Origin of the sequence: Streptomyces mauvecolor (assembly GCF_039532965.1) — a bacterium.
In the GTDB taxonomy this organism is placed as follows: domain Bacteria; phylum Actinomycetota; class Actinomycetes; order Streptomycetales; family Streptomycetaceae; genus Streptomyces; species Streptomyces violascens.
Genome location: NZ_BAAASQ010000023.1, coordinates 42208 through 54924 on the forward strand (window position 1 = coordinate 42208; position 12717 = coordinate 54924).

General features: G+C 71.7%; 11 protein-coding genes. 8 read left to right on the forward strand and 3 right to left on the reverse strand.

Annotation, left to right across the window (positions count from 1 at the left end):
- Positions 1 to 59 precede the first annotated feature (59 nt).
- The 6 genes from ABD346_RS27800 to ABD346_RS27825 all read left to right on the forward strand — a co-directional run bounded on the left by ABD346_RS27800 (position 60) and on the right by ABD346_RS27825 (position 6809).
- Positions 60 to 1091 (forward strand): NAD-dependent epimerase/dehydratase family protein, encoded by a 1032-nt coding sequence (locus ABD346_RS27800; RefSeq protein WP_344378583.1) that lies wholly within the window; start codon positions 60 to 62, stop codon positions 1089 to 1091.
- Positions 1092 to 1130: 39 nt separating this feature from the next.
- Complete coding sequence (gene rfbH / locus ABD346_RS27805; protein WP_344378585.1) at positions 1131 to 2432, forward strand: lipopolysaccharide biosynthesis protein RfbH; 1302 nt, start codon at positions 1131 to 1133, stop codon at positions 2430 to 2432.
- Positions 2433 to 2505: 73 nt separating this feature from the next.
- Positions 2506 to 3963: an NDP-hexose 2,3-dehydratase family protein gene (locus ABD346_RS27810; protein ID WP_344378587.1), complete on the forward strand. Its 1458-nt coding sequence runs from the start codon at positions 2506 to 2508 to the stop codon at positions 3961 to 3963.
- Positions 3956 to 5020 (forward strand): Gfo/Idh/MocA family protein, encoded by a 1065-nt coding sequence (locus tag ABD346_RS27815; RefSeq protein WP_344378589.1) that lies wholly within the window; start codon positions 3956 to 3958, stop codon positions 5018 to 5020. The genes ABD346_RS27810 and ABD346_RS27815 overlap by 8 nt, the downstream gene beginning before the upstream one ends.
- Positions 5013 to 6587 (forward strand): acyl-CoA carboxylase subunit beta, encoded by a 1575-nt coding sequence (locus ABD346_RS27820; RefSeq protein ID WP_381226947.1) that lies wholly within the window; start codon positions 5013 to 5015, stop codon positions 6585 to 6587. The genes ABD346_RS27815 and ABD346_RS27820 overlap by 8 nt, the downstream gene beginning before the upstream one ends.
- 9 nt (positions 6588 to 6596) lie before the next feature.
- Positions 6597 to 6809 carry an acyl-CoA carboxylase subunit epsilon gene (locus ABD346_RS27825; RefSeq protein ID WP_344378592.1) on the forward strand — a complete coding sequence of 71 codons (213 nt, stop codon included), beginning with the start codon at positions 6597 to 6599 and terminating at the stop codon, positions 6807 to 6809.
- A 283-nt stretch (positions 6810 to 7092) separates the two neighbouring features.
- Here the strand turns inward: ABD346_RS27825 and holA are convergent, their stop codons facing one another.
- The gene (holA, locus tag ABD346_RS27830; protein WP_344378593.1) at positions 7093 to 8079 is read right to left on the reverse strand and encodes a DNA polymerase III subunit delta; all 987 of its coding nucleotides are present in this window, start codon (positions 8077 to 8079) and stop codon (positions 7093 to 7095) included.
- Between the two features lie 90 nt (positions 8080 to 8169).
- On the opposite strand from holA, the gene ABD346_RS27835 reads away from it, so the two are divergent.
- Positions 8170 to 8418 (forward strand): hypothetical protein, encoded by a 249-nt coding sequence (locus ABD346_RS27835; protein ID WP_344378595.1) that lies wholly within the window; start codon positions 8170 to 8172, stop codon positions 8416 to 8418.
- A gap of 33 nt (positions 8419 to 8451) precedes the next feature.
- Here ABD346_RS27835 and ABD346_RS27840 read toward each other — a convergent pair whose 3' ends face one another.
- Positions 8452 to 9339 carry a YceI family protein gene (locus ABD346_RS27840; protein ID WP_381226749.1) on the reverse strand — a complete coding sequence of 296 codons (888 nt, stop codon included), beginning with the start codon at positions 9337 to 9339 and terminating at the stop codon, positions 8452 to 8454.
- A 309-nt stretch (positions 9340 to 9648) separates the two neighbouring features.
- Between ABD346_RS27840 and ABD346_RS27845 the strand changes: the two genes are divergently transcribed.
- Positions 9649 to 10110 carry a pyridoxamine 5'-phosphate oxidase family protein gene (locus ABD346_RS27845; RefSeq protein WP_344378596.1) on the forward strand — a complete coding sequence of 154 codons (462 nt, stop codon included), beginning with the start codon at positions 9649 to 9651 and terminating at the stop codon, positions 10108 to 10110.
- Positions 10111 to 10186: 76 nt separating this feature from the next.
- On the opposite strand, the gene ABD346_RS27850 is transcribed toward ABD346_RS27845, so the two are convergent.
- Positions 10187 to 12541, reverse strand: coding sequence for a ComEC/Rec2 family competence protein (locus ABD346_RS27850; RefSeq protein ID WP_417801268.1), 2355 nt, complete (start codon positions 12539 to 12541; stop codon positions 10187 to 10189).
- Between the last annotated feature and the right edge of the window lie 176 nt (positions 12542 to 12717).

The following is a 12717-nucleotide window of genomic DNA, read 5'->3' on the forward strand; positions in this document are numbered from 1 at the left end:
TGCCCCCCTAGCGACCTGCGCGAGGGTGTCGTCAAACCGCGTAGACAGGAGGCCGGGACGTGTCGGTGAGCAGCAGCCGGACAACAGGGGACGAGCACGTGGGGCAGGCCGGATCGGTGGTGGTGCTGGGGGCCACCGGGTTCGTGGGCCGGCACGTCTGTGAGGCCTTCGAGGCCGCCGGCTGGACGGTGACCGGCGTCGCCCGCAGCACGCCGAGCACGCCAACTCCGTACGCCATGGAAGGACTTGACGTCGTGGGCGCGGAGCCCGGCCGCATCGCGGAGCTGCTGGCCCGGCGCGGCGCGGAGGTGGTGGTGAACGCGGCGGGCGCGGCCTGGCAGGTCACCGAGGAGGAGATGGCCCGCGCCAACACCGACCTGGTGCACCGCCTGCTGGCCGGTCTCGCCCTGCTGGACGGCCGGCCGAGGCTGATCCAGCTCGGCTCGGTCCACGAGTACGGCCCGGTCCCGAACCGGACGGCCATCACGGAGGACCTCCCGACGGCACCCGTCACCCCCTACGGCCGCTCGAAGCTGGCCGGTGGCCGGGCGCTGCTCGACGCGATCGCGGCCGGCGGGGCCACGGGCCTGGTGCTGCGCCTCTCGAACGTCTCGGGCCCCGGCACCCACCGGGCCAGCCTGCTCGGCCTGGTGGCCCACCACCTCGCGACGTCCGCATCACAACCGCTGCGCCTGGCGCCGCTGTTGGCCCACCGGGACTTCGTGGACGTACGGGACGTGGCCGAGTCCGTACTTGCGGCAGCGCGCAGCGATGCTTCCGGACGGGTCGTCAACATCGGCGCGGGGCAGGCCACTTCGGTGCGGGTGCTGGTGGCTCGGCTGTCCGAACTCGCCGGCGCCACGGCGGAGATCATCGAGGCGCCGGTCCAGGGCGGCCGTCCCCCGGAGACCGAGTACCAGCGCATGGACATCGGCCTGGCCGGCGCCCTGCTCGGCTGGGCCCCGCGCCGGAGCCTGGACGACTCGCTGCGCGATCTGCTGGTCCACGCCCGCGCGGCCGCCGACCGCGAGCCGTTGTCCAGTGCCCTTCAAGTCACTCCTACGACGATGACCACGTCGGGTCACCGCTGAGGGCTTCGTGCCGAACTGACGACCATGGAGGCAGTCAAGATGAGTGAGACCAAGGCACGGATTCTCGATCAGGTGCGTGAGTACCACCTGGAGAAGGAGCCGTCCGAAGAGTTCGTGCCGGGAGTCAGCGAGATATGGCCGTCCGGTGCGGTGCTCGAACCGGCCGACCGGGTGGCGTTGGTGGAGGCGGCCCTGGACATGCGCATCGCCGCCGGAACCAGCACGCGCAAGTTCGAGTCCCGTTTCGCGCGCTACATGAAGCGGCGCAAGGCACACCTCGTGAACTCCGGCTCCTCGGCCAACCTGCTGGCCATGTCGGCGCTCACCTCGCCGCACCTGGAGGACCGCCGCCTCCAGCCGGGCGACGAGGTCATCACGGTGGCCGCGGGCTTCCCCACCACCGTCAACCCGATCCTGCAGAACGGCCTCATCCCGGTCTTCGTGGACGTCGAGCTGAAGACGTACAACACGACCGCCGAGCGCATCAAGGCCGCCGTCGGCCCCAGGACCCGGGCCATCATGGTCGCGCACGCGCTCGGCAACCCCTTCGAGGTCGCCGAGGTCGCGCAGATCGCCGAGGAGAACGACCTCTTCCTCATCGAGGACAACTGCGACGCGGTCGGCTCCACGTACAACGGTCAACTCACCGGTACTTACGGTGACTTGACGACGGTCAGCTTCTACCCGGCGCACCACCTGACGATGGGCGAGGGCGGCTGCGTGCTGACCTCGAACCTGGCGCTCGCCCGGATCGTGGAGTCGCTGCGCGACTGGGGCCGGGACTGCTGGTGCGAGCCGGGCGAGAGCGACCGCTGCTTCAAGCGCTTCCAGTACCAGCTGGGCACCCTGCCGGCCGGGTACGACCACAAGTACATCTACTCGCACATCGGCTACAACCTGAAGGCCACCGACCTCCAGGCCGCCCTCGGCCTGACCCAGCTCGACAAGGTCGACGACTTCACCGCCGCCCGCCGCCGCAACTGGCAGCGGCTGCGCGAGGGCCTGGAGGGTGTGCCGCACCTGATCCTGCCCGAGGCGACGCTCGGCAGCGAGCCCAGCTGGTTCGGTTTCGTCATCACCGTCGACCCCGACGCGCCGTTCAAGCGCAAGGAGTTGGTGAACTTCCTCGAAGAGCGGAAGATCGGCACCCGCAACCTGTTCGCCGGCAACCTGACCCGCCAGCCCGCCTACGTCGACGCCCCGCACCGGATCGTGGGCGACCTGACCAACTCCGACATCATCACCGAGCAGACCTTCTGGATCGGGGTCTACCCGGGACTGACCGACGAGCACACCGACTACATGGTGTCCTCGATCCGTGAGTTCCTCGCCGGCCGGTGAGCCGGACCCCCCACGCCCTCGCCACATCCAGCCATATCCCGCCAAAGATGCCTTCTTGACGAGGAGAGCGTACATGTCGTCCACCTTTGCGGAGCCGGTCGAGTCACAGCCGGTACTCCGTCCCCGCGAGCCGATGTCGGCGGTCGGCCGGATGACGGCCTCGCTGGCCGCTTCCGAGGGGGTCATGACCACCGAGCAGTTCCACCAGTGGTTCGCCGGGCGCAAGGAAGCGGGCCGCTTCAGCGTCGAACGCATCCCGTTCTCCAAGCTGCGCGGCTGGTCCTTCGAGCCGGACACCGGCAACCTGGTGCACTCCAGCGGGCGCTTCTTCAGCGTGGAAGGCCTGCACGTCACGACCGACGACGGCCCGCACACGGAGTGGTACCAGCCGATCATCAAGCAGCCCGAGGTCGGCATCCTCGGCATCCTGGTGAAGGAGTTCGACGGCATACCGCACTTCCTGCTCCAGGCCAAGATGGAGCCGGGCAACCGCAACCTGCTCCAGCTCTCCCCCACCGTGCAGGCCACCCGCAGCAACTACACCAAGGTCCACAAGGGCGCCGACGTGAAGTACATCGAGTACTTCACGGGCGCCGGGCGCGGCCGGATACTCGCCGACGTGCTCCAGTCCGAGCACGGTTCGTGGTTCTACCACAAGAGCAACCGCAACATGCTCGTCGAGGTCGAGGGCGAGGTGCCGCTCGACGAGGACTTCTGCTGGCTGACCCTGGGGCAGATCGCCGAGCTCCTGCACCGGGACAACCTGGTCAACATGGACTCGCGCACGGTCCTGGCCTGCCTGCCGGCCTACGGCGCGGGCACCGCGGCGGCCGACGACTTCAGCCAGTCCCTGGCCCGCTCCCGCGACCCCGAGGCCGCCGCGCTGCTCACCGACGTCGAGCTGCTCTCCTGGTTCACCGCGGAGCGTTCGCGCTACGACGTGCAGGCCGAGCGGATCCCGCTGGACGACGTGCCGGGCTGGACCCGCGACGAGGCGCGCATCGGCAAGGACGACGGCCGCTGGTTCAACGTGGTCGCCGTCGAGGTGCAGGCCGGCAATCGCGAAGTGACCGGCTGGACCCAGCCGTTGATCGAGCCGTGCAGCCGCGGCATCGCGGCCTTCCTGGCCCGTTCCTTCGACGGTGTACTGCACGTCCTGGCCAATGCCAAGGTCGAGGGCGGCTTCCTCGACACGGTCGAACTGGCCCCCACCGTGCAGTGTTCCCCGGACAACTTCGAGGGGCTGAAGGTGCGCCCGCCGTTCCTCGACCTCGTCATGTCGGCGCCCACGGAGCGCATCCGTTATGACACGATCCACTCGGAGGAGGGCGGCCGCTTCCTGTACGCGGAGAACCGCTACTTGGTCATCGAGGCCGACGAGGCGGAAGCGCCGGTCGTGCCGCCCGCCGGGTACCAGTGGGTAACGGTCAGCCAGCTGACGGCGCTGATCAAGCACGGACACTACGTCAATGTGCAGGCCAGGACCCTCCTCGCCTGCCTCAACGCCATGGGACATCTGACGGATGACTGATCGACCCCTGCGCATCGCCGTCCTCGGCACCGCCGACATCGCCCGCCGCCGGGTGCTGCCCGCCATGGCGGCCGACCCGGACGTCGAGCTCACCGCGGTGGCCAGCCGGGACGGCGGGCGCGCCAAGGAGGTCGCGGACCAGTTCGGCTGCGCGGCGGTCGAGTCGTACGACGCGGTCCTCGCCCGGGACGATGTGGACGCGGTGTACGTGCCGCTGCCCATCTCCCTGCACGCCGAGTGGGCGGGCCGGGCGCTGCGCGCGGGCAAGCACGTCCTGGCCGAGAAGCCGCTCACCGCCGACCGGGCGACCACCGAGGCGCTGCTCGCCCTCGCGCGCGCCTCGGGCCTGGTGCTGATGGAGAACGTCATGTTCGTCCACCATCCCCAGCACTCGGTCGTACGGGAGCTGGTGAGCAGTGGTGCGATCGGTCAACTCCGGGCGTTCAGCGCGGCGTTCGCGATCCCGGCGCTGCCCGCCGGGAACATCAGGCACCGCCCGGAACTCGGCGGCGGGGCCCTCCTGGACGTCGGCTACTACCCGGTGCGGGCCGCCCTGTACTTCCTGGGCGCGGGCCTGGAGATCGTCGGCGCCGCCCTGGAACACGGGGACGGCTCGGCGGTGGAGACCTCGGGCGCGGTGCTGGTGCGCTCCCCCGCGGGCGTCCTCGGCCAGCTGGCCTTCGGCATGGAGCACGCGTACCGCTCGGCGTACGAACTGTGGGGCAGCGAGGGCCGGATCCGCGTCGAGCCGGCGTTCACCCCGGCCGCCGACCACAAGCCGGAGGTGTGGATCACGGATGCCCACGGCCCGCGCGAGCTGACGCTCGCCCCGCACGACCAAGTGGCCGCCACGGTCCGGGCGTTCGTCCGCGCGGTGCGCTCCGGCGCCGTCGAGTCGCCGGACGCCGGGGAGTGCCTGGAGCAGGCGAGCCTGCTCGACGCCGTGCGCGCGCGGGCGACGCACCAGCGAACCGCGCGTTCCGTGCCGACTTCAGTTTCGACTTCTACTTCTACTTCGCCTTCGGATGAGGAAGGGACCGACCGTGACCGTGACTGAGCAGCCGCCGCCGCAGACCGCGGCCGTACGCGTCGCCGAACTGCACGTCCTGCGTGAGCAGGCCAGGCTCGGCCCGAGCGAGAAGGCCACCGAGGCCCAGCGCGCCAAGGGCAAGCTGACCGCGCGCGAGCGCATCGACCTGCTCCTGGACCCGGGCACCTTCCAGGAGGTCGAGCAGCTGCGCCGGCACCGCGCGACGGGCTTCGGTCTGGAGGCGAAGAAGCCGTACACGGACGGCGTGGTCACCGGCTGGGGCACGGTCGAGGGCCGCACGGTCTTCGTGTACGCCCATGACTTCCGCATCTTCGGCGGCGCCCTGGGCGAGGCCCACGCGACAAAGATCCACAAGATCATGGACATGGCGATCGCGGCGGGGGCGCCTTTGGTGTCGCTGAACGACGGCGCGGGCGCCCGTATCCAGGAGGGCGTCAGCGCGCTGGCGGGCTATGGCGGCATCTTCCAGCGCAACACGAGGGCGTCCGGGGTGATCCCGCAGATCAGCGTGATGCTGGGCCCGTGCGCCGGCGGCGCCGCGTACTCCCCCGCCCTGACGGACTTCGTCTTCATGGTCCGGGAGACGTCGCAGATGTTCATCACCGGCCCGGACGTGGTGCAGGCGGTGACGGGTGAGGAGATCACCCAGAACGGCCTCGGCGGCGCGGACGTCCACGCCGGGGTCTCGGGCGTGGCCCACTTCGTCCACGACGACGAGGAGACGTGCCTGGCGGAGGTCCGCTATCTGATCTCTCTCCTCCCCTCCAACAACAGGGAGATGCCCCCGCCCCTGCCTGCGGGGGACGACCCGGCGGACCGCCGCAACGACGTGCTGCTCGACCTGGTGCCCTCGGACGGCAACCGCCCGTACGACATGCGCAAGGTCCTGGAGGAGATCGTCGACCACGGCGACCTCCTTGAGGTCCACGAGCACTGGGCCCGCAACATCATCTGCGCGCTTGCCAGGATCGACGGCCGTGTGGTGGGCATCCTGGCGAACCAGCCGCAGTTCCTGGCGGGCGTCCTGGACATCGAGGCGAGCGAAAAGGCGGCCCGCTTCGTCCAGCTCTGCGACGCGTTCAACATCCCGCTCCTGACCATGGTCGACGTGCCGGGCTTCCTGCCGGGCGTCTCTCAGGAGCACGGCGGCATCATCCGCCACGGCGCGAAGCTCCTGTACGCGTACTGCAACGCGACGGTGCCCCGCATCTCCCTGATCCTGCGCAAGGCGTACGGCGGCGCGTACATCGTCATGGACTCCCAGTCGATCGGCGCCGACCTGACCTACGCCTGGCCGACGAACGAGATCGCGGTGATGGGCGCGGAAGGCGCGGCGAACGTCATCTTCCGCCGGGAGATAGCGAGTTCGGACGACCCGGAGGCGGTGCGGGCGTCGAAGATCGCAGCGTACAAATCCGAGCTGATGCACCCGTACTACGCGGCCGAGCGAGGCCTGGTGGACGACGTGATCGATCCGGCCGAGACGAGGGCGGTACTGGCCGCGGCTCTGGCGATGCTCCGCACGAAGCACGCGGACCTGCCGTCCCGCAAGCACGGAAATCCCCCGCAGTAAGGAGTGAGCGTGCCGAACGATTCGAATGCGCCAGCCGAGTCGGCCGACCCTCTGTTCCGGGTATTGAGAGGCACCCCGACGGAGGCCGAACTGGCCGCCCTGACGGTGGTCCTCCTCTCCCTGAGAGCGGAGCCACCCGCGGCCCTGGCCCCGGTAGTCCCCCTGGCAGCCTGGCGCCGCCAGCCGTACGCCCCACCGGTGAGCTGGCGAAGGGCGGCGTAACTCCACCATCCTCCAGCCCCCAACCCCCACGCCCTTGGCTTGGGCGCTTGGGTGCGGGGGTTGGAGGGTGAGGGTTGGGGGTTGAGGTTGGGGGCTCAGGGACCCGAGGGGCTCAAGGGTCGGGCGCAGCCCAGGCCCTTCAGGGGCGCGGGGAACTGCGCGACCAGCCACACACGGCCCGCGGCCGACGAAAATGCGGGGCCCGGGGCGCAGCCCCGTGCGAAGGGGCCCGGGGCGAAACCCCGGTCACCCTCCGAGGCGGGCCAGGGCGCAGCCCAGGGTGCTACCGCCCGGACCGTGCCGCCCGGGCGATCGTGACGACGGCCTTCTCAAGGGCGTACTCAGGGTCGTCCCCCCCACCCTTGACCCCCGCATCCGCCTCAGCCACGGCCCGCAGGGCCAAGGAAACCCCCTCGGGCGTCCACCCCCGCATCTGCTGCCGCACCCGGTCGATCTTCCACGGCGGCATCCCGAGCTCCCGCGCGAGATCCGCCGACCGCCCACCCCGCGCGGAGGACAGCTTCCCGATCGCCCGCACCCCCTGCGCGAGCGCACTGGTGATCAGCACCGGCGCGACCCCCGTCGACAGCGACCACCGCAGCGCTTCGAGCGCCTCGGCGGCACGCCCCTCCACCGCCCGGTCCGCGACGGTGAAGCTGGACGCCTCGGCCCGCCCCGTGTAGTAGCGCCCGACGATCGCCTCGTCGATCGTCCCCTCCACGTCCGCGCAGAGCTGCGACACCGCCGACGCCAGCTCGCGCAGATCGCTGCCGATGGAGTCGACGAGCGCCTGGCAGGCCTCGGGCGTGGCCGAACGCCCCAGCGCCCGGAACTCCTGCCGTACGAACGTCAGCCGCTCGGCCGGCTTCGTGGTCTTGGGGCACGCGACCTCCCGCGCCCCCGCCTTGCGGGCCGCGTCAAGCAGCCCCTTGCCCTTGGCGCCGCCCGCGTGAAGAAGCACCAGGGTGATCTCTTCGGCGGGCGCGTCGAGGTACGCCTTCACGTCCTTGACCGTGTCCGCGGACAGGTCCTGCGCATTGCGTACGACCACCACCTTCCGCTCGGCGAAGAGGGAGGGGCTGGTCAGCTCGGCCAGCGTGCCGGGCTGCAACTGGTCGGAGGTCAGGTCACGCACATCGGTGTCGGAGTCGGCGGCCCGGGCGGCCGCCACCACCTGCTGCACGGCGCGGTCGAGCAGCAGGTCCTCCTGGCCCACGGCGAGCGTGACGGGGGCGAGCGGATCGTCGGTGGAGTTCTTCCTGGTGGCCATCGCCTTCCAGCATCCCACGGGCCACTGACAGTCCCGGCCCGCTCCCGGCCCCCTCCTTCCCGTGCCACCCCCATATCGGAGAATGGCCAGGTGAACGATGTGACCCGACACGTACTGGTGCTCCCGGACCGCGACGCCGCCGAGGACGTGGCCACCGAGCTGACCGACCTCTTCGGCCTCGCCGAGGAGCCCCAGCTCGTCCGCGACGCCCTGGCCGGCGAGGACGACGCCGAGGACGCCCAGTGGCTCGTCGTCGTGGAGGACCCGGACGCCCGCCTGGACCCCGAGGCGCTGGACGCCCTGGCCGCCGAACACGACGGCTGGCTCGAATCCCCCTGACGCACCCGGGGGACCCTCCTGACTCTCCCGGGCTCAGCCCGTCTTCGGCACGAGCTGGATGTCGAGGTCGATCGAGATCGAGGACCCGATCGCCGCGATGCCCCGCGCCAGCATGGTCTGCCAGGTGAGCGTGAAGTCCTCGCGGTGCAGTTCGGTGCTGGCCCGGCAGGCGCCCCGGGTCTCGCCGCCGAGCCCGGTGCCGAGCCCCAGGTACTGCGTGTCGAGCGTCACCGTACGGCTCACGCCGTGCAGGGTGAGCCCTCCGATGATCGCCCACCGGCCGCCGCCCCGGTGCACGAACCGGTCGCTGTAGAACTCCATCGTCGGATAGCTCCCGACGTCCAGGAAGTCGCCGGAGCGCAGGTGGTCGTCGCGCATCCGCACGCCCGTGTCGATGGAGGCGGTGTCGATGATGACGTGCATGGCGGACCCCTCCATGCGCTCCCCGATCCGGATGGCCCCGGCGAAGGTGTTGAACCGGCCGTGGATCCGGGCAAGGCCGATATGGCTCGCGGTGAAGCCGATCTGAGAGTGCGTCGGGTCGAGCTCCCACTCGCCCGGGTCGGGCAATGAGGGAGGGGCCGCCACCTGGAGCGTGACGTCGCCGAGCGCGGCGAGCCCGCTCGCGCTGATGGTGGCGTTGGCGTGGAAGGGCGTATATCCCTCGGCCGTGACGGCCAGCCGGTACTCACCCGCCGGAACCGTCGTGACCACGGTCCCGAACGGGTCGGTCTCCCCGCCCACGACCCGGCGGCCCGAGGCGTCGCTGACCACGAACTCGGCCCGCTGCACCGGCTCGCTGACCGGATCGAGCACCCGGCAGCTGAGCACGCCCGCGGTCGACGGGACGGACAGGCCGGCCAGTGGCCCGGTACGAAGCGGAGAACTGGTCGAGCTCTTGCCGAACCAGCGGCTGAACACTGTGTACGCACCCCCGTGCGTTGAAATTTCTGCCGGGCCGCGCAGGGGGCAGACATCCTCGTCCGTCCTCGCCACAGCAGGACTGCGGCCCCTTGACGAAGATGCATTCGATCACTGTTGTGCTGTTCGAGGCAAACGCGGCGCCTGGGCACTGTTGAGGCACCTGTCACCAGAGGCCCGAATTGGCCATTTCGCTTGCCCGGCCCGAACGGACCGCGTTCTGCCCCCTGCGGATCCCGCTCTCCCCCGCAGGTCCTAGGTCCGGCGCCCGAGGCACTCGGGCCCCAACCGCCGCTAGCGTAACGGGACATGACGACACGCGAGCCGGCGCGCAGCCGCGAACAACGCAAGCAGGACGTTCTGACCCGCCTCGAAAACGACGAGGACGCCTGGGTCGCGACCGCCTCCGCCTCCGGTGACCCCCACCTCATGCCTCTCTCCTTCGTCTGGGAGGACGGCTCCCTGCTCATGTGCACCCGCCTGACCAACCCCACCCTGCGCAACCTGCTGCCCGGCGGCCGCCCGGTGCAGGTCACGCTCGGCCACACCCGGGACGTCGTGCACATCACCGGCACCGTCACCGTGATCCCCACCACCGAACTCCCGAAGTCCTCGGGGGACGCCTTCGCCGCCAAGGTCATCTGGGATCCGCGCGACAGCGGCCCCTCGTACACCTACTTCCGCGTCGTCCCCCAGCGCATCCAGGCCTGGCGCGAGGCCAACGAAATCCCCGACCGCGACCTGATGCGCGAGGGAGCCTGGCTCGTCTGACCCGCAGACCACTGGGCACCCGGCGCCTCCCCGGCCGGCGGCCACGCCTTGGCCGCGCCCCATCACGAGCCCCGCGTCACGGGTCCCGCCCCCGAGGTACGGCCCGCAGCCCTTCCCCCGCCCCCGTCACCGCGATCGCCCCGTCCGTGTCCGTGCGCAGCACGGCCGCACCCCACGCGCGCAGTACGGCGATGGTGCCGGGCGCGGGGTGGCCGTACCGGTTGGCCCGGCCGACCGAGATCAGGGCCAGCCTCGGACGTACGACCCCGAGCAGCGCGGGGTCCTGGTGTGCCGAGCCGTGGTGGGCGACCTTGAGGACGTCCACCCGAGCGAGCCCCGGATTCCGCCTCAACAGCCGGCGCTGCGAACGGGGTTCGAGGTCGCCGGGCAACAGCAGGGTCAGCCCGGCGGCGGTGCGGACCAGCAGGGTGACGCTGGCGTCGTTCGGCCCGTCCGGCACCGGCCCGGGCGCGGGCGGCGGCCACAGCACCTCCCACGAAAGCCCGCCCAGCGTCCGCCGTTCCCCGTACGTGGCCGGCACCACCGGCACGCCGTCCGCGGCGGCGGTGCGCCACACGAACGCCGCCTGGTCGGGCGGCTCCGCGAACCCCGTCGTCTCGATCAACCCGACGGACCGGCCCCGCAACACCCCTGCCAGGCCGCCCACATGATCGGCATGGAAGTGGGTGAGGAGGAGCAGCGGAATGCGGTTCACCCCGAGCTCGTGCAGACAGCGGTCGACCGGGAGGGCCTCGGGCCCGGTGTCGATCACCACCGCCGTCCCCTCCCCGGCGGCCAGCACCGTGGCATCGCCCTGCCCCACATCGCACATGGCGTACGACCAGCCCGGCGGCGGCCAGCCCGTGACGATCCTGGCCAGCGGGGCCGGCCGCATCACGGCGAGCAGCACAATGAGCGCCAGCACTGCGGCCGCCCAGGGGTACCGGGGCAGCCGCCGCGCCACGAGCACCGCCACCCCGGTGACGACGGCGAGCAGCGCTCCCCCGCGCCAGCCGCCCGGCCACCCCGACTCCGCCCCGGGCAGGGCCGCTCCGGTGCGGGCCACCGACGCGATCCAGCCCGTGGGCCAACCGGCGCTCCAGGCCAGCGATTCGGCGAGGGGCATCGCGACCGGCGCAACGACCAGTGCGGCGAAGCCCGCGACCGTCGCCAGCGCCACCGCCGGCTCTGCCAACAGATTGCAGGGCACCGCGACCAGGCTGACCCGCGCCGCGAACACGGCCACCACCGGAGCGCACACCGCCTGCGCCGCTCCCGCCGCGCCCAGCATCTCCGCCAGCCGGGCCGGCACCCCGCGCCCTCGCAGTGCCGCGGCCCATCCCGGCGCGATCGTGAGCAGCGCCCCGGTCGCGAGCACCGACAGCAGAAACCCGTAACTCCGGGCCAGCTCGGGCGCGTACAGCACCAGGAGCAGGACGGCGGCGGCCAGCGCGGGGATCAGCGATCTGCGCCGGCCCGTGCCGATCGCCAGCAGTGTGACCAGGCCGCATGCGGCGGCCCGCAGCACGCTCGGCTCCGGTCGGCACACCACGACGAAGGCCAGCGCGAGCACCCCGCCCAGCAGTGCGGTCGCCCTCAGGGAGATGCCGAGCCGCGGCGCGAGGCCACCCCGCTCGGCCAGCAGGGCCTTCCCCGGCGATCCGATCAACAGGGCCAGCATGATCGCGAAGTTGCTTCCGGATACCGCCATGACATGCATGAGGTCGGTCGACTCGAAGGCGGCGCGCAGCTCGGGCGTCACCCCGGACGTGTCGCCGACGACCAGGCCGGGCAGCAGCGCCCGCGCATCCGGCGCAAGCCCTTCGGCCGCCTCGCGCAGCCCGTCCCGCAGCCCACCGGCCCAGCGCTGCATGACAGTTGGCGGCCCGGTGATACGGGGCGGCCCGTTCGGGGCCCTGAGCAGGGCGGCGATCTTCCCGTCGCCCGGCGCGAGCCTCGCGGTCACCCGCACCCGGGTGGACGGCAGCAGCCCCCGCCAGCTCGCGGGCGCGATGACGAGCACGGGCGTATGGACCCGCTCGGCCCTGCCACCCGGCCCGAGGACCCGCTCGACCTCGGCATCCACCGCGACCGAGGCGCCACCCCACCCGGCGGACCGCGTCGGTCTCGGATCCCCCCGGACCGCCAGCTCCACGGTGGCCTGCCCGAACTCCCGCGCCAGCTCCGGCAGCGGCCCCCGCCGCACCTCGGCGGCATGCAGCCCCCCGGCCACGATCCCAGCCGCCGCACAGACCAACACCCCCGCGACAGCGCCTCGACACCTCCAGACCCCGCCGCCGCCCACTGCCGCGTCACTCTCGCCTACTGCACCGACGTGACGGCCGCCCTCCTCCCGGACCCGTTCGCGAACTCCACGCAACCCCGCGCCCGACATCCACCCCGCCAGGACCCGCCGAAGGACCGGCGCCATTAGCACCCCTGCCACGGCGAGACACCCCGCGACACTCCAAATCGCGGCATTTGCAGGTGAGTTGAGCGCCGCAGCCGCGCCGCCCCACGCCCCCAGCGCCGGGCCGATCAGGCGCAGGTCCGCCGGCTCTTCGCGGTACGGGTTGGCCGCGCCCAGCCGGTGGCCCGACTCGGCAT

Excerpts from the sequence above, each read along its gene's own strand:
- rfbH (WP_344378585.1), top strand. The coding sequence starts at position 1,131 with ATGAGTGAGACCAAGGCACGGATTCTCGATCAGGTGCGTGAGTACCAC.
- ABD346_RS27810 (WP_344378587.1), top strand. The coding sequence starts at position 2,506 with ATGTCGTCCACCTTTGCGGAGCCGGTCGAGTCACAGCCGGTACTCCGT.
- ABD346_RS27815 (WP_344378589.1), top strand. The coding sequence starts at position 3,956 with ATGACTGATCGACCCCTGCGCATCGCCGTCCTCGGCACCGCCGACATC.
- holA (WP_344378593.1), bottom strand. The coding sequence starts at position 8,079 with ATGGCCACCAGGAAGAACTCCACCGACGATCCGCTCGCCCCCGTCACG.
- ABD346_RS27845 (WP_344378596.1), top strand. The coding sequence starts at position 9,649 with ATGACGACACGCGAGCCGGCGCGCAGCCGCGAACAACGCAAGCAGGAC.
- ABD346_RS27850 (WP_417801268.1), bottom strand. The coding sequence starts at position 12,541 with ATGGCGCCGGTCCTTCGGCGGGTCCTGGCGGGGTGGATGTCGGGCGCG.